Source organism: Faecalibacterium sp. I4-1-79 (genome assembly GCF_023347235.1).
Lineage (GTDB): Bacteria > Bacillota > Clostridia > Oscillospirales > Ruminococcaceae > Faecalibacterium > Faecalibacterium tardum.
The window spans coordinates 2,649,192-2,671,476 of sequence record NZ_CP094467.1 but is presented as its reverse complement, the minus strand read 5'-3'; the positions used below and the strand labels follow the sequence as shown (position 1 = coordinate 2,671,476).

24 protein-coding genes are annotated in these 22,285 nt (G+C 53.0%); 18 read left to right on the top strand and 6 right to left on the bottom strand.

Annotated features, from left to right (window positions below; all coding sequences use genetic code 11):
- Positions 1-17: 17 nt before the first annotated feature.
- Complete coding sequence (locus MTP36_RS13125; RefSeq protein ID WP_249251240.1) at positions 18-848, top strand: helix-turn-helix domain-containing protein; 831 nt, start codon at positions 18-20, stop codon at positions 846-848.
- The gene (locus MTP36_RS13120; RefSeq protein ID WP_242915081.1) at positions 832-1,497 is read left to right on the top strand and encodes a sigma-70 family RNA polymerase sigma factor; all 666 of its coding nucleotides are present in this window, start codon (positions 832-834) and stop codon (positions 1,495-1,497) included. Before MTP36_RS13125 ends, MTP36_RS13120 begins: the two co-directional genes overlap by 17 nt.
- Before the next feature lie 58 nt (positions 1,498-1,555).
- Here MTP36_RS13120 and MTP36_RS13115 read toward each other — a convergent pair whose 3' ends face one another.
- Positions 1,556-2,104: a sigma-70 family RNA polymerase sigma factor gene (locus MTP36_RS13115; protein ID WP_117534687.1), complete on the bottom strand. Its 549-nt coding sequence runs from the start codon at positions 2,102-2,104 to the stop codon at positions 1,556-1,558.
- Between the two features lie 171 nt (positions 2,105-2,275).
- Between MTP36_RS13115 and MTP36_RS13110 the strand changes: the two genes are divergently transcribed.
- Complete coding sequence (locus MTP36_RS13110) at positions 2,276-3,028, top strand: hypothetical protein (RefSeq protein WP_207657950.1); 753 nt, start codon at positions 2,276-2,278, stop codon at positions 3,026-3,028.
- A 144-nt stretch (positions 3,029-3,172) separates the two neighbouring features.
- On the opposite strand, the gene MTP36_RS13105 is transcribed toward MTP36_RS13110, so the two are convergent.
- Complete coding sequence (locus tag MTP36_RS13105) at positions 3,173-4,078, bottom strand: peptidoglycan-binding domain-containing protein (protein ID WP_249251236.1); 906 nt, start codon at positions 4,076-4,078, stop codon at positions 3,173-3,175.
- A gap of 177 nt (positions 4,079-4,255) precedes the next feature.
- Between MTP36_RS13105 and MTP36_RS13100 the strand changes: the two genes are divergently transcribed.
- The 3 genes from MTP36_RS13100 (at position 4,256) to MTP36_RS13090 (ending at position 6,487) form a co-directional block, all read left to right on the top strand.
- Complete coding sequence (locus MTP36_RS13100) at positions 4,256-4,519, top strand: hypothetical protein (RefSeq protein ID WP_117535048.1); 264 nt, start codon at positions 4,256-4,258, stop codon at positions 4,517-4,519.
- 155 nt (positions 4,520-4,674) lie between these two features.
- A complete protein-coding gene (locus MTP36_RS13095) occupies positions 4,675-4,947 on the top strand; it encodes a type II toxin-antitoxin system RelB/DinJ family antitoxin (RefSeq protein ID WP_117505255.1) in 273 nt (90 codons plus the stop codon).
- A 16-nt stretch (positions 4,948-4,963) separates the two neighbouring features.
- Positions 4,964-6,487 carry a recombinase family protein gene (locus tag MTP36_RS13090; protein ID WP_249251234.1) on the top strand — a complete coding sequence of 508 codons (1,524 nt, stop codon included), beginning with the start codon at positions 4,964-4,966 and terminating at the stop codon, positions 6,485-6,487.
- Positions 6,488-6,628: 141 nt separating this feature from the next.
- On the opposite strand, the gene hemW is transcribed toward MTP36_RS13090, so the two are convergent.
- Positions 6,629-7,711, bottom strand: a complete 1,083-nt coding sequence (hemW, locus tag MTP36_RS13085; RefSeq protein WP_249251232.1) for a radical SAM family heme chaperone HemW — start codon at positions 7,709-7,711, stop codon at positions 6,629-6,631.
- Positions 7,712-7,820: 109 nt separating this feature from the next.
- Between hemW and MTP36_RS13080 the strand changes: the two genes are divergently transcribed.
- Positions 7,821-8,525 carry a Bax inhibitor-1/YccA family protein gene (locus MTP36_RS13080; protein WP_097779264.1) on the top strand — a complete coding sequence of 235 codons (705 nt, stop codon included), beginning with the start codon at positions 7,821-7,823 and terminating at the stop codon, positions 8,523-8,525.
- Positions 8,526-8,729: 204 nt separating this feature from the next.
- On the top strand, positions 8,730-9,236 hold the full coding sequence (gene tnpA / locus MTP36_RS13075; protein ID WP_249251157.1) for an IS200/IS605 family transposase: 507 nt from the start codon (positions 8,730-8,732) through the stop codon (positions 9,234-9,236).
- 179 nt (positions 9,237-9,415) lie between these two features.
- Here the strand turns inward: tnpA and MTP36_RS13070 are convergent, their stop codons facing one another.
- A complete protein-coding gene (locus MTP36_RS13070) occupies positions 9,416-10,261 on the bottom strand; it encodes a MurR/RpiR family transcriptional regulator (RefSeq protein ID WP_249251230.1) in 846 nt (281 codons plus the stop codon).
- A 486-nt stretch (positions 10,262-10,747) separates the two neighbouring features.
- Here MTP36_RS13070 and MTP36_RS13065 point away from each other — a divergent pair, with 486 nt between their 5' ends.
- From MTP36_RS13065 to lysS, 10 genes are all read left to right on the top strand, one after another.
- The gene (locus MTP36_RS13065; RefSeq protein ID WP_249251229.1) at positions 10,748-12,103 is read left to right on the top strand and encodes an extracellular solute-binding protein; all 1,356 of its coding nucleotides are present in this window, start codon (positions 10,748-10,750) and stop codon (positions 12,101-12,103) included.
- A gap of 131 nt (positions 12,104-12,234) precedes the next feature.
- Positions 12,235-13,131, top strand: a complete 897-nt coding sequence (locus MTP36_RS13060) for a carbohydrate ABC transporter permease (protein ID WP_249251227.1) — start codon at positions 12,235-12,237, stop codon at positions 13,129-13,131.
- A 14-nt stretch (positions 13,132-13,145) separates the two neighbouring features.
- The gene (locus MTP36_RS13055) at positions 13,146-14,117 is read left to right on the top strand and encodes a carbohydrate ABC transporter permease (protein WP_249251226.1); all 972 of its coding nucleotides are present in this window, start codon (positions 13,146-13,148) and stop codon (positions 14,115-14,117) included.
- A gap of 27 nt (positions 14,118-14,144) precedes the next feature.
- A complete protein-coding gene (locus tag MTP36_RS13050; protein WP_249251225.1) occupies positions 14,145-15,074 on the top strand; it encodes a dihydrodipicolinate synthase family protein in 930 nt (309 codons plus the stop codon).
- 73 nt (positions 15,075-15,147) lie between these two features.
- Positions 15,148-15,597 carry a YhcH/YjgK/YiaL family protein gene (locus MTP36_RS13045; RefSeq protein WP_249251220.1) on the top strand — a complete coding sequence of 150 codons (450 nt, stop codon included), beginning with the start codon at positions 15,148-15,150 and terminating at the stop codon, positions 15,595-15,597.
- A gap of 4 nt (positions 15,598-15,601) precedes the next feature.
- On the top strand, positions 15,602-16,306 hold the full coding sequence (locus MTP36_RS13040; protein WP_249251218.1) for an N-acetylmannosamine-6-phosphate 2-epimerase: 705 nt from the start codon (positions 15,602-15,604) through the stop codon (positions 16,304-16,306).
- 18 nt (positions 16,307-16,324) lie between these two features.
- Positions 16,325-17,254, top strand: a complete 930-nt coding sequence (locus MTP36_RS13035; protein ID WP_249251214.1) for an ROK family protein — start codon at positions 16,325-16,327, stop codon at positions 17,252-17,254.
- 7 nt (positions 17,255-17,261) lie between these two features.
- Positions 17,262-17,900, top strand: coding sequence for a GDSL-type esterase/lipase family protein (locus MTP36_RS13030; RefSeq protein ID WP_097779270.1), 639 nt, complete (start codon positions 17,262-17,264; stop codon positions 17,898-17,900).
- Between the two features lie 260 nt (positions 17,901-18,160).
- On the top strand, positions 18,161-18,646 hold the full coding sequence (greA, locus tag MTP36_RS13025; RefSeq protein ID WP_055186361.1) for a transcription elongation factor GreA: 486 nt from the start codon (positions 18,161-18,163) through the stop codon (positions 18,644-18,646).
- Positions 18,647-18,658: 12 nt separating this feature from the next.
- Positions 18,659-20,170 carry a lysine--tRNA ligase gene (gene lysS / locus MTP36_RS13020; protein ID WP_249251213.1) on the top strand — a complete coding sequence of 504 codons (1,512 nt, stop codon included), beginning with the start codon at positions 18,659-18,661 and terminating at the stop codon, positions 20,168-20,170.
- A gap of 238 nt (positions 20,171-20,408) precedes the next feature.
- Here the strand turns inward: lysS and MTP36_RS13015 are convergent, their stop codons facing one another.
- Together MTP36_RS13015 and MTP36_RS13010 are read right to left on the bottom strand one after the other, a co-directional pair.
- Entirely contained in the window at positions 20,409-21,374 is a 966-nt protein-coding gene (locus MTP36_RS13015) for an NAD(P)-dependent alcohol dehydrogenase (RefSeq protein ID WP_256466520.1), read from the bottom strand.
- A gap of 3 nt (positions 21,375-21,377) precedes the next feature.
- Positions 21,378-21,986: a TetR/AcrR family transcriptional regulator gene (locus MTP36_RS13010; RefSeq protein ID WP_249251211.1), complete on the bottom strand. Its 609-nt coding sequence runs from the start codon at positions 21,984-21,986 to the stop codon at positions 21,378-21,380.
- Positions 21,987-22,285 lie beyond the last annotated feature (299 nt).

Sequence of the window (22,285 nt, the reverse complement as noted above, 5' to 3'; positions counted from 1 at the left end):
AAAGGAGGGCCGACCACGTGGCACAGGAATATCTGCCCGCACCATCCAACGTCCGTCTTGCGGACTTGATGAAAGAGCACAACATAAGCCAACCGGAGCTTGCCAAGGAAATCGGCTGCTCCAAGAGCACCATCAGCCGCTTTATCAGCGGTGCAAAGGGAACCCTGACCCATGAGCAGGTGCTGAAAATTGCAAGGCTGTTCAACGTGTCCACGGATTTTCTGCTGGGAGAAACCAACATTCCCGACCGCAAGAACTACGACATTGCCGAGTTAGGCTTGTCCGTAGAAGCTGCAAAGAACCTCTACACAGGACGTGTCAATACAGAGGTGGTCAACCTGCTGCTGGAAAACGCTCGCTTCGCAGAGCTTACTTACCGCATATCGCAGTATTTTGATGATACCTTTGCTTCCGGCATCGCAGCACAGAACGCCATGCTCACGACATTGAGCACCCTGCTGCGCACAAAGGTCAAGACCCCGGAAGCAGCCAAAGCCGCAAAGGACATCAGCCTTCGGAGAAAGCCGGTGTATCAAGGCGATCTTGATGACATTGAAATGTACTTCATGGCGGCGGTCAAGGAAATCAAAAAGGGGATCGGGAGCCATTACGCCGAACAGGAAGCCATGAGCAAGAAAGTGGCAGAGAAGATGTTCACTGAATTGACCAAAGGGCAGGATGTGCAGCACCCAACGATTACGGCAGAGCAGTTGACAGATGCAATGTTGGACAGTGTTTCGGGCATGGAAGGAGCCACGCCGGAAGCACTGGAACATCTGCGGAACGGTCTGCTGGGAATCTTGCAGTCTGCCGCAGAGCAGGAAAACGCCCATGAAGCAGACGAATGAACGGCTTTGTGCGCTGGCACAGAAAGGCGATGCTGCCGCGCTGGACAGCCTGATCGACAACAACAAGTCCTTTATTGGCAAGGTGGCGAATGACCTTTTTCGCAGCATGAATTTGGCACAGGCTGGCCTGAACCTTGACACGGACGATTTGAAACAGGCGGGCAATCTGGGCTTATGGAAAGCTGTGCCGAAGTTCGATGCAGCGCGCGGCATGAAGTTCCTGACCTATGCGGCTCCTGCCATCCGCAACGCCATGATGGACATGGTACGGGATGCCTTTGCCGCTTTTGAGCAGCGGATGGTAACGGAGGACAAGGACGGCGTCTACTACCAGCGCGTTTCGCTGGACGATGTTCTGCCGGGAGAGGAACAACTGCGGCGCATCGAAGCTATAGCCGACCCTTACGCCATGCAGCCGCAGAATATTATGGAGGAGCAGGAATCGCGCCGGGAGCTGTACAACGGTCTGCAACGCCTGACCGACCGGGAGCAGACCTATCTGCTGTACCGCTATGGGTTCACAGACGGTGAGGAGCATCCCCTGATCGGTACAGCGATATACTTCCACCTGACAAAGAGCCGTGCTAAAAAGACCGAGGAACAGGCCATGGATAATTTGTGGTTGGAACTGCCGTGGTGGTTCGATTAAAGGAAGCGAAGAAAATAGCTTTTATACACTAAAGAATGAAATCAAAATGAATGAGAATTTATTTGGAAGTTTTAGGGAAGAATGCACATTCTAATTTTTTTAATATAGAAAGCTTTTTACGGTTGATAGCTTGTCTACTGACACCAGATTTTTCTGCTATATCTGCGATGCTCATTCCTTTAAAAACAAATTGAGATAATAAGGTCAGTTCAGAAGGTTGAAGAACAGAATGTAAATCGGAAATCAATAGTTCAGGATATTCATCGTTTGAGGACAAAGACATCTGATCGAAATCAATTTCATCAACGCTTGCGATGACAGAGTTATCTACGGCGTTTTTTCGGCTGTTAAGCGAAATGTATTGATGCCGGATAGAGGATTCAATATATTTCACTAATGTGCCGTCATCTTTTCTTTGAAGTTTGGTCAATTTTCCGGAATGCAGTAATTCGAGAAGATATAATTGTAAATCTGAATAGGCATCCTCATACTTAAGAAGAGCTGCATATTTTTTCAGTAATGGCTGAAAACGTTGGACGATTTGTAGCTGTGCAAAGGAGTTGCCGTTATATGCATTTAGAAAAAGGTCAAAAAGCGTATAATTCAATTTTCTTTCCTCCTTTTAAGAGGAAAGAGAAAAAATGTTAAGATTTGTAAACGAAAAAATAGATTTTTGTGAGCTAATATAAAAAGTTTACAAGAAAGCAATAGAAACTAAACAATATGTTGATAAACTTGTAAAAAAGGAGAACATATGAATTGTGCAAAAAGTGTAAAAATGATAGTGATTCTGGGTTGTATTGTGGTGAATTTGGTGGGATGTGGAATGAATGATACAACAGCATCATCAATGTCCACAGCAGTTTCGTCACAGGATACATCGTCAAGTTCATGCAATTCTGAAGAAAAAAATGATTTGCAAGATTTTTCCCAGACGTTAGTTGATTCGACCTCGGTATTTTTAGATCAAGATCAATATACTGTTTTTGAAAAAGCGCAGAAAATGGACTATGCACTTTGGGGACAATCAAGTAACTTAAAAGGACTGAATTTTAAAATTGAAGATGCTCCGACTTTTGTGCCTATGACGCAAAATGCGCCGACATATGTAAAACTGAACGGACATGATTATGAGGTCTATCAAAATTCTTATAAAGAGTTTGAAGAATATATGAAATCTATTTTTACAAATGATTTCTTGTCACAAGATTCAATTGAGAAAAAGTTTGCGAATTATAATGGAAAACTCGCCGTTTGTGATGACTATGATTTGGCACAAATTCCATATTTTACGGGATATGTGGGAGAATATTATCCGGATGATTTCTGCTCAGTGCGATACTATTTGAAAAATAAAACGGAAGCACAAGTGAATTTTGTAATGATTGCATACTATAATCCCAATGAAACGTATGAGGTACATGATGAGTATTCATATGATGACATGAATAAAGTCGAATATGAAATGCAGTTGGTAAAAGTTGGGTATGTGTGGAGAGTAAATAAATATCACTCGCCTGAGCTTGGATAAGCAGATAGTGAAAAGTGTTGCATATAATAGGCATTGAAAAATCCCCCCCGAAGCCTTTTCGAGAGTTGAGAAAAGACTTTGGGGGGGATATATGCTAAAAAATGATGCTTTACAACTTATTGTTGATGAAGAGAGTAGAGATATTTAGGAGCGACGAGCGGTTGCGATATAATCGCCGTATACGGTTTCATTGCGTGCAGTTCCCGCTTCCTCAAGAGTTCGAATGACACCACCAGCAGGATCAATGACGGAAATGCTACTTGCAGAGGAGCAATCGCCAGTATAAGCAATCGCTGTGACAAAATGCGTCTTTTTGCCATTGCTACTGTTGAGTCGAATAATGATGGGAGGGTTATTGTCAATACTTGCTTTGACTGCACTGAATACAGTCGCCTGCACCTTACCGCCATGAGTGTATTTGCTCGTGTCGATTTTACCATTGCACTCGCTGGGAAGAGCCCAAGTATTCAGACCGTTTGCACCCCAATTTCCACAGGCAGTCAGGACTTCGTTAGGGGTGAATTCACGAGGACCATAGATATTAGCGGTATTCAACACAGCAACAAGCGAGCAACCGCTATTTCCAACAAGCTTAACAATCTCCGAATTCTTCTGTGCCCAAAGATAGTTTCTATCAGTAGGCAGAGTGATTGAATGAGATTGACCACTTGTACCGCCCGAAGAAGCGTTCAATGCGTTCAGGGTGGCACTGCCGACCATACCATCGGCAGTCAAGCCGGATGCTTTCTGAAAACTGATAACAGCGTTATAAGTGCCTGAACCTGCAAGGCCATCCACCGTACTGGCGTAATAACCTTTGTTCTTCAGGAGCTGCTGGATAGTTTTAATGTCGCTTACCAGTGCATTCCATGTACCATCGCCAATAATGCCATCTTGGGTAAGACCTTTTTTGCCCTGATACTTCTTAACAGCATTTTCAGTACCAGAGCCAAATTTGCTGTCAAAACTACCCGGAGGGCAGCACATGATATGCAGTCCATACTGCAGGTACATAACATAGTTTCCGGTACTTCCATTTTTGAGTAACATAGTAATAATCTCCTTTTTTTTTAGTAGGACGTTTATGGGGCCCCTCATTTGCGTCCTTACGTAATAGAAAGAGAGAATCACAGATGTTTTGTAAACATAGAGAGATAATTTAAGATATCTGGGTCGGCCACTCAAACCAATGCCGTCAAGTCGGTGATGGATACAGACATTCATGCAATGTTACAGGACGCAGAAGATTATCTGAACGGCGAACTGCTCCGCATTACCGAAGAATGGCCCTCTGAGCGAGAACATCAAGGTGAATCGATGTTGATGCCTTATCTGAGCTATAGCAAAGAGCACAGATACTTTTATCGGATAGCTCTTGCAAACCGGAATATGCTGCCGGTTCAGAAAATATTCAAGCCTCTGTGGGAAAAACTGGTTCTCCCTAAATGCCAGATGGCAGGGATCTTGCAAAACTGTATTCCCTCGTTCTGAATGGACGCCACATTCATATCTTACGAGTTGAAATATCGTGAATATTGCCGAGACTTTTGGCTTATTCTTGTGCAATTCGTAGATTTTTCTTTGTCGTAAATGGAGCTGTTGATTTGTAATGCAAAAAGCATTACAATAATCGTGAGGTGATACCCATGGAAAAAACACAAATGCTGAATGTCCGGGTCAGTCCTATCGTCAAACAGCAAGCCGAGGATGTGCTGAAGCAGCTCGGCATTCCAATGGCGACCGCCATTGATATGTACCTGCGTCAGATTACGCTGACGGGCGGCATTCCGTTTCCACTGTCCTTGCCGAAAGCCCCGACTGCGCTGAATGCAGACACCATGACGGATGAACAGCTCCATACCGCTTTACAGGCTGGTATCAAGGAAGTGCAGAACGGTGACACCGTCTGCGGAGAATGAATAAGGAGGTGCAGCCATGACCGCTGTGATTTACGCCCGCTATTCCAGCGACAACCAGCGCGAGGAATCCATCGAAGGGCAGATTCGGGAATGCACCGCCTACGCCGAAAAGAACGGTATCACGGTCATCAAGCACTACATCGACCGTGCGCTCTCTGCCAAAACCGACAACCGCCCGGACTTCCAGCAGATGATCAAGGACAGCGAGAAACGGCTGTTTGACATCGTGCTGGTCTGGAAACTTGACCGTTTCGCCCGAAATCGTTACGATTCGGCACACTACGAATACCTGCTGGAACGCAACCATGTCAAGCTGGTATCTGCCACCGAGCCTATCTCTGACAGCCCTGCGGGTATCATGGTCAAGAGTATGCTCACCGGCATGGCTGAATACTACTCGGCAGAGCTGTCTGAAAAGGTCGTACGCGGCATGACCGAGAATGTTCTAAAGGGGAAGTACAACGGCGGCACGATTCCCATTGGCTTCAAGGTGGACGAAGAGAAGTTCTTTCAAATCGACCCGCTGAAAGCTCCCTTTGTGGTAGAAGCCTTCCAGCGGTACAATGAGGGCGCGACCATGAAAGAACTGATGAACTGGCTGAATGACAGTGGTGTGACTACCAACCGCAACCAGAAGTTCACCTACAACAGTGTTCAGACGCTGCTGACGAACAAACGTTACATCGGAGAAAACCACTTTAAGGACATTGTGATGCCCGACAGCATCCCGGCCATCGTGGACAAGGACTTGTTTGAAGAAGTGCAGCTGAAAATCAAAAAGAACAGCCGCGCTCCTGCCCGTCACAAAGCCGAGGACGATTATCTGCTCACCACCAAGCTGTTCTGCGGAATGTGCGGCGCGATGATGTTCGGCGAGTGCGGCACGGGTAGAAACAAGGTCGTTCATCATTATTATAAGTGCGCCACCGCGAAGCGTTTCAAGACCTGCAAGAAAAAGACCGTCCGTAAGGAATGGCTGGAAGATTTGGTCGTAGCTGAAACCATGAAGCTGATTCAGGACGATGCCGTGATTGATGCCATCGTTGCAGAAGTGATGGAGTTGCAGGAACAGGAAAACACCACACTCCCTTTGCTGGAAAAGCAGATGCGCGAGGTAGAGAACGGCATTGAAAATATGCTGAACGCCATCCAAGCAGGTGTGCTGACCAACTCCACCAAATCGCGTTTGGAAAAGCTGGAAGCCCAGCAGAAAGAACTTGAGATTCGGATTGCCGAAGAAAAAATCGCTCGGCCTCGGTTGAGTGAAAATCAGGTCCGTTTCTGGCTGACCCGGTTCCGCAAGCTCGACCCGAACGTGAAAAGCCACCGGGAAACGCTTATCAATACATTCGTGAATGCTGTTTATCTCTACGATGAAAAAGTTTTGATTACATTCAACTACAAAGACGGCACAAAAACCATCACTTTCGATGAAATCGCCGCCAAAGATGCCTCAGAGGGCAATGGTTCGGATTTGGGTTGCTTCGCTCCACCAAAAAGCCTCAACGTATTCAAGTGCGCTGAGGCTTTTGCTTTGTAACAAGGCTAAACTCATAGAGCGGGTGGATTCGAACAGACTCGCGCAATCCACCCGCGCCCACCAAAAAACCGCAACGTATCAAAATACGCTGCGGTTTTGCTTTACGATACTTTGCCTTGTTGTTTTCACTTCATCCGTCTGTCAGAGCAGCTGTGCAAGAATACTGTTTTGCACAATAAGTCCGGCGGGGGTCAGGGCGAGGATGCGGCCATCAAAGGTGGCGTACCCGGCGCGGACACAGTTTTGCACAAAGGCCAGCTGTGCGGTGGAAAACTGCTTGCCGTACAGGGTTTTGTAGGCTTCGAGGTCAAGTCCCTTGCGCAGCCGCAGCTGTAAGATCAGGTAGTCCTCTGCGCCGCAGCTGCCGTCCATGATGGGTGCGGCGGCGTCCTGCAGAAAGGCGGCGGTGTCCGGCGCGTAGCAGAACCGCTTGCCGCCCATGCAGGAGTGCGCCGCAGGGCCAAGGCCAAGATAATCGCCGCAGTCCCAGTAGATGAGGTTGTGACGGCCTTCATAGCCCGGCTTTGCAAAGTTGGAAATCTCGTACTGGCGGTAGCCGTGGTGTTCCAGCTGCTCCACGGCATAAAGGTAGAAATCAGCAGCTTCATCGCCGGTGGGCAGACCCTCTGGCGGGTGCTTGCCGAAGGCAGAGTCCGGCTCGATCTTTAAAAGGTAAGCCGAGATGTGGGTGGCACCGCCTTTTTCGATCAGCTCCAGTGTCTCGTCAAATTCGGCCTGCGTATAGTGGGGCAATGCCAGCATGATGTCGCCGCTGATGTTCTCGAACCCGGCACGCCGGGCAGCGGCAAAGGCTGCCCGCGCCTGCTTGGCGCTGTGGGGACGACCAAGGGTGCGCAGCTGGGTGTCCCGGGCGGACTGCACCCCGAAGGAGATGCGGTTCACCCCCGCCGCCCGGAAGCCCCGCAGGCTCTCCTCGGTGACGGTCTCGGGGTTTGCCTCCAAGGTGATCTCTGCACCGGGCACGGGGTCTGCTGCCCGGATAAGCCGCTTGGCCTGCGCCGGGGTGAGCAGGCTGGGCGTGCCGCCGCCGAAATAGAGGGTGTCCGGCCGCAGGGGCGCATCCGGCGCAAAGCGGTGCAGCTCCCGCAGCAGCGCGTCCACATAGGCGTCCGGTACGCCCCGCTCCCCGGGGTGGGAATAAAAATCGCAGTACCGGCATTTGGAAAAACAGTAGGGAATATGCAGATAAAGTCCAAGGGACATACAATATCACAGCCTTTTTCATGAAACGTTCATTTCTATGCAGTATACTATATTCCGTAGACCGGAGCAAGAGAAAAATGCTCCGGCAGAATAGACTGGAGGAACCCAGATGAGTTACAACAATTACAACCGTGGCTATGCAGAGCCTACAATGACCTCGGCTGATTATATGACCCGCACCTACCGCTGGATGGCGCTGGGACTGCTGGTCACTTTTGCAGCGGCCTTTGTCACCGCTACCACCCCGCTGTTCTATGTGGTCAATTCGCTGTACCTGCTGTTCACCATTGCCGAGCTGGCGCTGGTGTTCGTGCTGAGCGCCCGGGTACAGAATATGTCCGTGGGCGCGGCAAGAGGCGTGTTTTTAGGCTACGCCCTGCTCAACGGCATGGTGCTGAGCTATTATTTCCTTGCTTTTGAAGTGGGCACGCTGGTGCTGGCCTTCCTTGCCACCTCGCTGTATTTCGGCTTGATGGCAGTTTACGGCACCACCACCCACAAAGACCTGTCCGGCTGGGGCCCCAAACTGATGATGGCACTGTTTGCGCTGCTTATCACCGGTTTCGTCGGCCTGCTGTTCGGCATGGGCTTTATGGGCACGGTGCTGTATTCCGGCATCGGTCTGGTGGTGTTTATGCTGCTGACCGCCTACGACACCCAGAAGCTGAGCCAGATGTACTCCTACTACGCAGGGGACAGCGAGTTGGCGGAAAAGGCTTCCATCTATGGCGCACTGACGCTGTATCTGGACTTCATCAACATCTTCCTGTATGTGGTGCGTCTGCTGGGTCTCAACAGCCGCCGCCGCGACTAAGCGTATAGCGCTGAAAAATATTGATAAACTGAAAATCGGTCAGACCTACGGGTCTGACCGATTTTTTTCATATAGAAAACCACAAGCTATGCTTGTGGAAGAATAGAGCCGTAGCGTTGAAACGGTAGAAAAAGAACCTCCTTTTGCTATAATTAGAAGCGGGTAACGCCAACCGCATACTAAAGCAAAAGGAGGTTCATCCATATGGACGAGAAAAGTTTATCACATACGAGCTGGAATTGCAAATATCACATAGTGCTAGTACCGAAATATCGCAGGAAAGTGATATACGGAAAGCTAAGAAAAGATATTGGAAAAATACTAAGGACACTATGCGATTACAAGCATGTAGAGATAATAGAAGCACACGCGATGCCAGACCATATCCATATGCTTGTGTCGATACCGCCCAAACTTGCCGTAGCAGATTTCATGGGGTATCTCAAAGGGAAGAGTACGCTCATGATATTCGAGCGACATGCAAACCTAAAATACAAATACGGAAGGAGAGTGTTCTGGGCGAAAGGATATTACGTAAATACAGTAGGTGGAAATGAAGCCAAGATCCGCAAATACATTCAGGAACAAGAGTTCAACGATCAGACGTGCGACCAGTTGAGCTTCAAGGAATACGAAGATCCATTCAAGAATGTAGCTGATTTCGATGACGACGATTCGCCAGAAGTGCCTACAGATAGTATGAGAAAGTAAAAGCGACGTCAGTGTGCGGTTGACGTCGCTCATTGTGCGCCTTTAGGCGCGGCTGGTATTATGGCCCCTATGGGGCCGTTCTGCAAACCCCGCGTTTTCACGCGGGGTTATGATTGTGTAAAAAGGGATAACGGAGCATCCGCGGATGCTCCGTTATCCCTGCTATTTTAGGTCGATGCTCAAAGCAGCTTTACGGCCAGCGCCTCGGTGGTGCGCTCCTGCGCTTCGGTGCTGCCGGGCTTATCGTCCAGAATATACCGCAGCACCAGCACTTCGGCCACATACAGCACCGCCACCTTGATGGGGATGCTGCCGGAGTCCAGCGGGCTTTCCTGTGCGCCGCACAGCAGCACGACGTCTGCCAGCTTTGCGCCGGGGGAGTCCTCGTAGTGGGTGATCAGGATGATCTTTGCGCCGTTGGCCTTGGCGGTGCGCAGGGTCTCCATCAGGTCCCGGGTAGCGCCAGAGTAAGAGACGAACAGCACCACGTCCTGCTCGGTCATCAGGCTGGCAGCCATGACCTGCATGTGGCTGTCGGCGGTGGCACGGAACTTGTTGGTGATGCAGGCGAACCGGGCGCAGATCTCTTTGGCGGCGGCCATGCTGCCGCCCTGTCCCATGCAGAATACCTGCCGGGCGCTGTGCAGCAGCGCCACCGCCTGCTCCACCGCCTGCGGCGAAAGGGCGTTCTGGGTGCCGTTGATGGCGGTCATGAACAGCGCCGAGGCGTGCTCACACAGGGTGGCGGTGTCGGCGTCTGGGGCGGGCTCCTGCTGATTTACCAGCACGCCGGTGGCATTGGCCTGCGCCAGCGCAATACGCATTTCGTGGTAGCCCTCAAAGCCCAGCGCCCGGCAGAACCGGAACACCGTGGCCTCGGCCACCTGACACTCTCTGGCCAGCGATGATATGGACAGATACTGTGCCTCCGCAGCGTGCTGCACCAGATATTCCGCCACCGTGCGGCCGGATTTTGTCAGGTCGCCCTGATGCTGCTGCAGCAGCTCCCAAAAATTTGTAGACATTCTTCCCTCTCCTGACTTGGGCCGCCGGCGGGTGCCGGTGCCGTGTTCGTGCTTACCTTCTTATATAAAAGTATAAGAGAAACTGCGCCGCTGTGCAAGAGGCGTAATGACCACATTTTACCCGCCGGTTCTGTGCAGAGGGCACAGTTTTTTTGGAAAAAACGATTCAAATCGTGAAAATGCTTTTCATTTTTGCAATTTTGAAACTGAAAGCAATTTTCAAAGCAACGGGGGAAAGTGTACCGTTTTGTAACTATTTTGACAAGTGAAGTGGATGAAAATATTGTGCTTTTTCTGATATCCCACAATTTTGTGCAGGCTGCTGGGTTTAAAAATGAAAATTTATGAAAAGAATGAATGGACAAAATGAAAATAATTTTCTATAATTAGGTTACAAACAACGGCTGCGGACACGAGCAGCCGCTACGCGCAAAACGGAGTACGATCCCCCGATGGGTCGAAGAAGATGAACAAGGAGAATCTACCATGAAAAACTGCATTTCCCGCCGTTCCTTCCTGAAGGCTGCCGGTATTCTGGGCGCTGCCGGTGCACTGGCCGCCTGCGGCGGTTCCTCCTCCACCAGCACTGCTGCTTCCTCCACTGCTTCCTCTGCTGCTGCAAGTGCAGCCGGCACCGGCGCAAGCATCAAGCTGTGGACATACCCCATCGGCGGCTGGGGCAATGACGAGACCGTCCAGAACCTGATCTCCAGCTTCAACGCAAAGTACCCCGACATCAAGGTGACCGTGGAGTATTTGGATTACACCAACGGCGACGATCAGGTGAACACCGCCATCGAGGGCGGCAGCGCACCCGATCTGGTCATGGAAGGCCCCGAGCGTCTGGTGGCCAACTGGGGTGCCAAGGGCGTTATGGCTCCGCTGAACGATCTGTGGACCGACGATGCCAAGAAGGACATCTACGCTTCTGTGGAGTCCGCCTGCCACAACGAGAAGGGCGACTACTACGAGTATCCCCTGTGCATGACCGCACACTGCATGGCCGTGAACATGACCAAGGTCAAGGAAGTGGGCGCTGACCAGTACATTGATACCGACAAGCACACCTGGAGCACCGAGGGCTTCCTGAACACCGTGGACGCACTGTACAAGGGCGGCTACGAGAACGTGGCAGCCATCTACTGCAGCGGTCAGGGCGGTGATCAGGGCACCCGCGCCATCATCAACAATATGTACGGCGGCACCTTTACCGATGCAGCCCACACCAAGTACACCGCCGACTCTGCCGAGAACATCAAGGCCATTCAGGCTCTGTACGATGCAAAGGGCGTCAACTTTGATCCCTCTATCAACGGCGGCGAAGAGATCACCCTGTTCCGCAACGGCACCCTGCAGATGGCTTTCTGCTGGAACATTGCACAGCAGCTGAACGCTGACACCGCTGCCGCAGGCCAGACCATCAGCGGCGACGAGATCTTCCCCATGGCATTCCCCACCGAAAGCGGCGACCCGAAGCTGTGCGGCGGCATCTGGGGCTTCGGCATCTTTGATAACGGCGACGAGGCCAAGATCAAGGCTGCAAAGACCTTCATCGACTTTATTGCTGCCGACCCCGCTCAGGTCAAGGACAGCGTGCTGGCTTCCACCTACTTCCCCGTCCGCACCAGCGTGGGCGATATCTACGCCGGCAACGAGGTCATGAGCGAGTACAGCAAGTTCATGGGCTATCTGGGCGACTACTACCAGATCACCCCGGGCTGGACCACTGCCCGTACCGAGTGGTGGAACATGCTGCAGCGCGTGGGCTCCGGCGAGGCCGTCGAGACTGCCGTCAAGACCTTCGTGGACAACGCAAACGCAGCCGCTGCTGCCGAGGCATAAACGCTACTTTTTCTGAACTGCATCACAGCTGAACCGCAAGGCCCCTTCCTCCGGGTGAGGGAGGGGCCTTTTTACGGAAAAAACACTCTCAAACGAAAGGTCTGGTGATCCTCTTGGCTGCAAAGACGGCAATGAAAGAGCCCAAACGCAGCAGTGCGCTGGTACGGCGCGAAACCTTCGCCTCCTACTGCTTCCTGCTGCCCAGCCTGATCTTCTTTCTGGGCTTCGTCATCTACCCCATGATCCTCTGCGTGGTGACCAGCTTCTTTGACTCCACCATGAACCGCGCGGATATCTTTGTGGGTATGGCAAACTACAAGACCCTGTTTGCCGACCCCATCTTCCTCGGCGCATTAAAGAACACCTTCGTCATCGTCATTGTGTCGGTGCCCATCACCTGCATCTTCTCGCTGTGGGTGTCCTCCGCCATCGTAGATCTGCCGGAGTGGGCCACCAGCCTTTTCCGCTGCGTGTTCTACCTGCCCGTGGTCACCGGCTCTGTCGCCGTTACCGTGGTGTGGAAGTGGATGTACAACAACTACTACGGCATCTTCAACTATCTGGGCAAGAGCCTTGGTATTCTGGACAAAAACATCAACTGGCTGGGTGACGAGCGGTTCGCACTGGGCTGTATCATCCTGATTTTGCTCACTACCTCCGTGGGCCAGCCCATCGTGCTGTACGTTTCGGCACTGGGCAACGTGGATCAGTCCATCGTGGAAGCCGCCGAGGTGGACGGCGCTAACGACTTCCAGTGCTTCTGGAAGATCAAGTGGCCGGCCATTATGCCCACCACCCTGTACATTCTGGTCATCACCACCATCAACTCCTTCCAGTGCTTTGCACTGATCCAGCTGCTGACCTCCGGCGGCCCCAACCACAAGACCGATACCATTATGTACTACATCTACTACACCGCCTTCAAGCAGTATAAGTACGGCTACGGCAACGCCATGGGCGTGGTGCTGGCGGTGATCATCGCCATTCTGTCTGCTGTCCAGTTCAAGATGGGCAACAAGGATAATTAAGGAGGTGCGGAACAATGAGTGCAACTGCTGCAAAAAAGCAAAAACCGTTGAAGCGCCATCCCAGTAAACTGAAAAAGATGAGCGCCTACACCATTCTGGCCATCATCCTCATCAGCATCATGGCGGTGCTGTTCGCCTTCCCGCTGTACTGGATCATCACCGGCTCCTTCAAGACCGGTGCCGCCATCAATGCCACTACCCCCGAGTGGTGGCCCAGCCAGTGGGTGCTGACCAACTACCAGAAACTGTTTGCCGGGAAACGTGCCCCGCTGTGGCAGCTGGCTGTGCCCTTCGGCTCCAAGTTCAGCGCCAACGGCGAGCCTGTCTACTTCTCAGTAGGCCCCATGGCACCCGCCGCCATCCGCTGGATGATCAACACCGTGTTCATGGCCGTTATGTCCATGATCCTTACCTGCCTGACCGCCGCCATGGCCGGTTATGCGCTGGCAAAAAAGCGCTTTGTGGGCCGCAAGCTGCTGTTCACCCTCATTGTCTGCGCCATGGCACTGCCCAAGCAGGTCATCCTGATCCCCCTGCTGCGTGAGATGAGCGCACTGAACCTGTACAACACCATCTGGGCGGTCATTTTCCCCATCGTGGGTTGGCCGTTCGGCGTGTTCCTGATGAAGCAGTTCAGTGAGGGCATCCCCACCGAAATGCTGGAGGCTGCTCGTATCGACGGTGCCAGCGAGGCGCGCACCTTTGTCAAGATCGTGCTGCCCATGGTCAAGCCCGGTATCGGCGCACTGGCCATCTTTACCTTCATCAACAGCTGGAACGATTACTTCATGCAGTTGATCATGCTGTCCAGCACCAGCAACCTGACCATCTCGCTGGGCATTGCAAAACTGCAGGCAGAGAACAGCACCGACTTCGGCCTGATCATGGCCGGTGCCGCACTGGCCGCAGTGCCGATCATCATCATCTTCCTCATCTTCCAGAAGTACTTCACCAAGGGCATCGCAATGGGTGCGGTCAAGGGCTAAAATTTACAGAAAGAAGGATATAGACCCATGAAAGATATCAAAAAATATCAGGGTGTCATCCCTGCCTTTTACGCCTGCTATGACGCAGAGGGCAACATTTCGGTGGAGGGCGTCAAGGCGCTGACCCGCCACCTGATCGCCAAGGGCGTCAAGGGCGTGTATGTGGGCGGTTCCTCCGGCGAGTGCATTTACCAGCACGTCGATGAGCGCAAGACCGTTCTGGAGGCCGTGATGAGCGAAGCCAAGGGCAAGCTGACCGTGATCGCCCACGTCGGCTGCAACAACACCGCCGACAGCATGGAGCTGGCACGTCACGCCGAGAGCGTGGGCGTGGACGCCATTGCCTCCATCCCGCCCATCTACTTCCACCTGCCGGAATACGCCATTGCCAAGTACTGGAACGATATGTCCGCTGAGGCTCCCAACACCGAGTTCGTCATCTACAATATCCCGCAGCTGGCAGGCACGGCGCTGACCATGAGCCTGCTGAACGAGATGCTGAAGAACCCCAACGTGGTGGCCGTGAAGAACAGCTCCATGCCCACGCAGGACATCCAGATGTTCAAGGATGCCGGTATTGCCGCCCGCGGCGAGGGCAACTTTGTGGTGTTCAACGGCCCGGACGAGCAGTTCGTTTCCGGCCGCGTCATCGGCGCAGATGGCGGCATCGGCGGCACTTATGCCGTAATGCCGGAGCTGTATCTGGCTATGAACGCCCATCTGGAAAAGGGCGAGATCACAAAGGCACGCGCCATCCAGTACGAGGCCAACCGCATCATCTACAAGATGTGCTCTGCCCACGGCAACCTGTATGCGGTGCAAAAGGAGATTTTGCGCCGGATGTACGGTCTGGAGCTGGGCAGTGTGCGCGCCCCGATGCCCGGCCTGATCCCCGAGGATGAGCCCATCGTTGCCGAGGCACAGGCCATGATCGAAGCTGCCATCGCAAAGCTGTAACAAAATAAAAGCGCCCCTCTCCGTCTCTTTTTCAGAGGGGAGACGGGCGCTTCTTTTATTGGAGGAAACGCGAATGATCTGCGATACCCTGCAGCATCTTGGCCGGTACAGGGGACTGCACCCCAACTTGGATACCGCCATTGACTATCTGCTTACCCACGACCTTGCCGCCCTGCCGCTGGGACGCACCGAGGTGGACGGCGATAAGGTGTTCATCAACCTGATGGATGCCACCCTGCACCCGGACGCGGGCTACCACCCGGAGTACCACAAGCTTTATGCTGATTTACAGGTAGACCTTACCGGCAGCGAGGGCTGGGGCTACACCACTGTGCCCGGCGCGGAGATCGGAGAATTTACCGGGGACTGCGGCTTTCAGGCCAGCGCCAGTGTAGTGACCGGTGCACTGGGCGAGGGACGCTTTGTACTGTTCTTCCCGGAGGAGCTGCATAAACCCGGCCTTGTACAGCACGGCTGTGTCAGCGTGCGCAAGGCCGTTGTCAAGATCAGAATGGAGGAGTAAGACCATGGATAAGGAAAAGCTGTTTGCACAGATCAAGGGTGGGCTTATCGTGTCCTGTCAGGCACTGGAGCACGAGCCGCTGTACACCAAGGAGGGCGGCGTCATGCCCCTGATGGCCAAGGCTGCCGCCATGAGCGGCGCTGTGGGCATCCGCGCCAACACCGTGCGGGACATTACCCAGATCAAACAGGTGGTGGATCTGCCGGTCATCGGCATCATCAAAAAGGACTACCCCGGCACGCCCATGTACATCACCGTCACCATGAAGGAAGTGGATGAGCTGGTGGCCTGCGGCGTGGATATCCTTGCCGTGCAGGGCACCGGTGCGCTGCGCCCGGACGGCTCTACCTCCGCGCAGTTCATCCGCGCCATCAAGGCAAAGTACCCCGAGCAGCTGGTGATGGCCGATTGCGATAACTTTGAAAACGCCATGCTCTGCGCCGAGGCAGGTGCCGACTTTGTGGGCACTACCATGCGCGGCTACACCCCCGAGACCACCGGCATTGACGATATCGACTTTGACTTCATCCGCAAGCTGTCCGCAGAGTGCCCGGCAAAGATCATTGCCGAGGGTCACATCCACTACCCGGAGCAGGCGGTCAAGGCGCTGGAAGCCGGTGCCTTTGCACTGGTGGTGGGCGGTGCCATTACCCGCCCGGCAGAGATCACCGCACGCTTTATCGGTGCCATCAACGCCGCAAAGAAATAATACGGGGGAGTGGCGGCTATGAAACACTATCTTGGTATTGACATCGGCGGCACAGCCGTCAAGCTGGGCATTGTGGACGAAGCCGGCGCGGTGCTGGCGAAAGCCGAGGAGAGCGTAAGTTTTGACGGCTACCGCACCCCCATCCTGACCACCGTGCTGAAAGCTGCACAGGCATTCCTTGCCGCGCAGAGCGTCCCGGCGGAAAGCCTTGCGGGCATCGGCGTGTCTGCCACCGGGCAGATCGACAGCCGCAAGGGCATCGTGGCGGGCACCTGCGGCAACCTGCCCAACTACATCGGCGCACCCATCAAGGCAGAGCTGGAAAAGACCTTCGGTCTGCCGGTCACGGTAGCCAACGACGCCAACTGCATGACGCTGGGCGAGGTGTGGGTCGGCGGTGCAAAGGGCTATACGGACGTCATCGGCGTGACGCTGGGCACCGGCGTGGGCGGCGGCATCCTGACCGGAGGCCGTCTGCTGGAAGGCGCGCGGGGTCTGGGCGGCGAGCTTGGCCACTACCGCACCCACGCGCTGGACGGCGTGGACTGCACCTGCGGCGCAAAGGGCTGCTGGGAGCGCTACGCCGCCACCACCGCACTGGTGCGCGCCGCGCAGGAGAAAGACCCGGCATGGAGGGATGGCCGCGTCATCTTTGCCGCCGCTGAGGCGGGCAACGAGACCGTGCTGGCGCTGCTGGACGCATGGACGGACGAGATCGCGCAGGGGCTTGCAGGCATGGTGCATATCTTCAACCCGCAGCTGATCTTGATCGGCGGCGGCGTGTCTGCCCAGCAGAAGCTGCTCATCGAGCCCATTGCCGCCAAGGTAAAGGCTGCAGTCATGCCCGCCTTTGCCGAGGGGCTGGAAATTCGTGCCGCGCAGCTGCACAATGACGCCGGGATGGTGGGCGCTGTATACTACTTCCGGCAGACGATGGAAAAGGAGTGATTTGGTTATGAAAAAGCATATTCTCTGTCTGGGTGATTCCAACACCCACGGCTACTGCGCCGACCCCAACGACTGTGCCGACCACGGCATCCGCTTCAACGAGGACGAGCGCTGGACCTGCCGCCTGCAAAAGGCGCTGGGCGAAGAGTATCTGGTCACCGAGGAGGGACTTTCCGGTCGCACTACCGTGTTCGTGGACCCACTGCATGAGTCCATGGATGCACTGAGCGTGGCTTACGCCCTGCTCAAGAGCCACGAAGTCATCGACCTGCTCATCATCATGCTGGGCACGAACGACGTCAAGGAGCGCTTTGGTGCAAACGCTGCCTGCATCGGCGCGGGCATGGAGCGGCTGCTGCTCAAGGTGAAAAGCGTGGACTGCTGGGGCGGCAAGGCGCCTAACATTCTGGTGGTGGCGCCGCCCTGCATCAAGGATGGCTTCCACGATGCCGTCATGGGCGCAGGCTGCGTGGAGAAATCCCGCGGGGTCGCCGAGCAGCTGCGCATCGTAGCCGAGCGGCAGGGCGTGCACTTTATGGACGCCGCCGAGTGCGAGTTCAACGAGGTGGACTTCATGCACCTGACCTGCAAGGGGCACGCCCGGCTGGCAGAGCTGCTGACCGCAGAGGTGCCAAAGCTTATCTGAGTAAAAAGAGGCCAGAGCGATCCCGGAAGGTCTGCGGACTTTCCGGGATCGCATTTTCATACAGGCAGGGGAGAAAGCTCGCTTGCCGGGACAGCATGGAAAAGGCGCGCGGTAAGAGCCGCTTTTTTCTGCCATACTGCCGCCTTTTTTGTTGACAAGGCACCGGCTTGCTATTATAATAGTGTAGTCAAAATGGCATTCCTGTGCGGCTTTGTGGCTGCGCGAAAGAAATACAGCTAATAACAAGGAGAGATTCTCAAATGGCACAAGAGATCAAGATGTCCGCTGCCGGTCTGAAGGCAATGCAGGAGGAACTGGAATACCTCAAAACCGTCCGCCGCAAGGAGCTGGCTGAAGAGATCAAGGAAGCCCGCAGCCACGGCGACCTGTCTGAGAACAGCGAGTACGACGAGGCCAAGAATACGCAGGGTCTGGTGGAGAACCGCATCACCGAGCTGGAGCAGACCATCAAGAACGCAGTTATAATCGACGAGAGCGAGCTGAGCGTGGATAACGTCTCCGTTGGTACCCACGTCACCATCCGCGAGACCGGCGAGGACGAAGCCGAGGAATACGATATCGTGGGCCGCACCGAGGCCGATGCCTTCAACGGTAAGATCAGCGATGAGAGCCCCGTGGGCCACGCCCTGATGGGCAAGGCTGTGGGCGAAAAGGTCGAAGTGCTGCTGCCCACCGGCCAGACCGTGGAGTACACCGTGCTGGCCATCACCCATTCTGCAAACTAAGTAGGAGTAACCATGGAAGAGCAAAAGAAAAACCCCGCTGCGGGTCTGTCCGAGAGCGAGCAGGTACAGGTGCGCCGCCAGAAGCTGGCCGACCTGCAGGCCGCCGGCAACGACCCCTTTACCCTGACCAAGTTCCCGCAGGACGCGTATTCCGCCGACCTGAAGGAAGAATTTAAGGAGCTGCCCAATGAGACCGACAGCGGCAAGCTGGTGGCACTGGCAGGCCGTATGATGTCCAAGCGCGTTATGGGCAAGGCAAGCTTTGCCCACCTGCGCGATGACAAGGGCGATATCCAGCTTTACGTCCGCCGCGACGAGCTGGGTGACGAGGCCTACGCCGCCTTTAAAAAGCTGGACGTGGGCGACATCATCGGCGTGAAGGGCGAGGTGTTCCGCACCAAGACCGGCGAGCTGAGCGTGCGCGCCACTGAGCTGACCCTGCTGGCAAAGAGCCTGCGCCCTCTGCCCGAGAAGTTCCACGGCCTGACCGATACCGAGATGCGTTACCGTCAGCGCTATGTGGATCTGATCGCAAACCCGGAGGTGAAGGACACCTTCATCAAGCGCAGCCGCATCCTGAAGGAGATCCGCGCCTATCTGGACGAGAAGGGCTTTTTGGAGGTGGATACCCCCATCCTGACCCCGTTTGAGATCGGCGCTTCCGCACGCCCCTTCTACACCCACCACAACACCCTGAACATGGACATGGTGCTGCGCATCGAGACCGAGCTGTACCTCAAGCGTCTGATCGTGGGCGGCATGGATCGCGTGTACGAGGTGGGCCGCATCTTCCGCAACGAGGGCATGGACCCCAAGCACAACCCGGAGTTCACCACCATTGAGCTGTATCAGGCCTTTACGGATTTCCACGGCATGATGGATCTGGTGGAGGAGCTGTACAAGCGCCTTGCCCTCAAGATCTGCGGCAGTCTGGTCATCCCGTATCAGGGCAAGCAGATCGACATGAGCCACTGGGAGCGCCTGACCATGGTGGAGGCCGTGAAGAAGTATTCCGGCGTGGACTTCAACGACTGGCAGACCGATGCAGATGCCATCGCTGCCGCCAAGGCGCACAACGTGGAACTGCCCGAGGTGCCTACCAAGGGCGCCATTCTGGCCGAGTTCTTCGATGCCTTTGTGGAGGACAAGCTGATCCAGCCCACCTTCATCTACGATTACCCTGTGGAGATCAGCCCGCTGGCCAAGCGCAAGCCGGATGATCCCGCTTTCACTGAGCGTTTTGAGTATTTCATCGACTGCACCGAGTACGGCAACGCCTTCAGCGAGCTGAACGATCCTATCGACCAGAAGGGCCGCTTCGAGCGTCAGGTGGCCGAGCGCAAGGCGCTGGAGCCCGAGTGCAAGGCACAGGTAGACTACGACTACATCAACGCACTGGAGTACGGTCTGCCCCCCACGGGCGGTCTGGGCTTCGGCGTGGATCGTCTGGTGATGCTGCTCACCGATAGTGCATCTATCCGTGATGTGCTGCTGTTCCCCACGATGAAGCCGATTGAGCAGTGAAATGCGAAATTAAAACGCAGATGCGATGAATTTTAAAACGAAATTCGGTCGATATCTGCGGTACTACACCACAACTACACCAATTTTGGGACGTTTTCCCGAAAAGGAGCCTTACAAAGCGGTGTGGTGTAAGAATCGAATAGGCGGATTGGTGTAGTAGCTGCACCAGCCCGCAAAACAGAATCCGGCAGGTATGCCATCCCACGATGGTGTACCTGCCGGATTTTTCGGTTTTCTGTCAAAAATCCATTTTTACAACAAATTTTCCCTGAGCATGGTTTTTGCTGATTTGTACAAACGTTTCTTTCAGGTCAGCGGGTCGATAAATGGCTTCTACATACGGCTTGATTTTATTTTTCTCTGCCAAGTCCTTCAGTGCATTCAAGTGCCCATGGTTTACTGCCAATGCATACAAAACAAATGTCATCCTCTTTCCACTGCCCAACGCATAGATAGGCGAAATCAAACCCGCTGTTGCCTGTTTTCCGCCGATTGCTACATAGGTGCCTCCCATTTTGAGCATCTTTTTGTAAGTTGCAAGCGGCACACTGCCGTTGACACCAAGAATCGCATCAAACTGCGTCCCACGGTCAGCAATGTCTTCTTTTTTGTAATCGATTACCTCATCTGCACCCATTGCGTATGCACGTTCCACGTTTCGTGTACTGCATACCGCTGTAACTGTCGCTCCCATTGCTTTTGCAATCTGAAGTGCAAATTGACCGACACCGCCGGACGCTCCATAAATCAGAACCTTTTTTCCTTTCGACACTTCAGCTTTTTTACAAGCCTCCATTGCTACGATTCCTGCTGTTGGAATTGCCGCAGCTTCCTCGAAAGATAAATTACATGGCTTTCGGAACACCCTGTCGGCATTCACAGTCACATATTCTGAGCATCCACCGCTTACACCAATTGATGTATAAACTTCATCCCCAACTTTAAGTGATGTTACGCTTTTTCCTGTTTCTGTTATGATGCCCGAAACATCCCCGCCAAACGGCTTATTCTGGGTTAATATTTTTGTAAAAAAAGAAACTTTTCCTGTTTCTGCCTTTTCAAAAAACGGATTAAAGTCTGACACCGATAACGCGCAAGCCATAACTTTGACCCGAACCTGATTTTTCCTCGGCCTCGGAATTGATGTCTCGATGATCTGTATTCCGTCAGGGTTTCCAGATTCCTTGCATATTATGCTGTGCATTCTTTACCTCCTCGATTTTATAAAGCCACGCAGGAACAACGAAAATTGAGAAACGATTTCATCCCTTGATGTTACAGACATACGATTCATCCACCAACGCGCAGACCGCGACATCGCACCAATCAGCATTTGGGTTATGATTTCTGGGTCAACATCTCTGAGATGCTCTCTTTCCATACGGATTCTGAATTGATCTGTAAATTCTTTTGAAATAGAATTCATCATAATACTCAGAAGGCTATCTGTCATAATATGCTGTGCCATCTGTTTATGTTCTTCAATAAAATCCAAAGAATTATTTAATATGGAAATGCAGTATTTTTCAAATGTATCGTCCTCATTGATCGTGTCCGAACTCAGCATGAAAGAACTGAGTTTCTCTTTAACCATGAAGGCGAAAAAATCATATTTATCCGAAAAGTGATTATAGAAAGTTGCTGTCCTCGTGCGGGCGCAATCACACAATTCCTTTACGGTAATATCCTCAAACTGTTTTTCTGCAAGCAGTTTTACAAATGCTTCTATCAGTGCATCGTATACTTTTCGTGTTCTTAAGTCAATTCTTGTTTCTTTCACTGAAATCGCTCTCCCTTTTGCCAATATTATATCCATAAAGAGCGGTTCCTTCAACTCAAAAGAGCGTGCTGCAAGTTAAATCTGCCATCGAACAGGTAGATACAGCAAAATCTCCCCGTACATCTTTGTTCCTCTGCATACATACCTCCATCTGTCAGAGTATATTTATTACACGTTTATCATACAAAAAGCGTAGCAAATATCAATATACGCAAAATGGTTGATTGCAAATAAATTGACATTTACAGTGTAATCGCTACGGATATTGCCGACCCGATGCACAATCCGGGATATTTTAGCCTTTTATAGAAAAATCCTTGTCAAGAGGGCTGGCA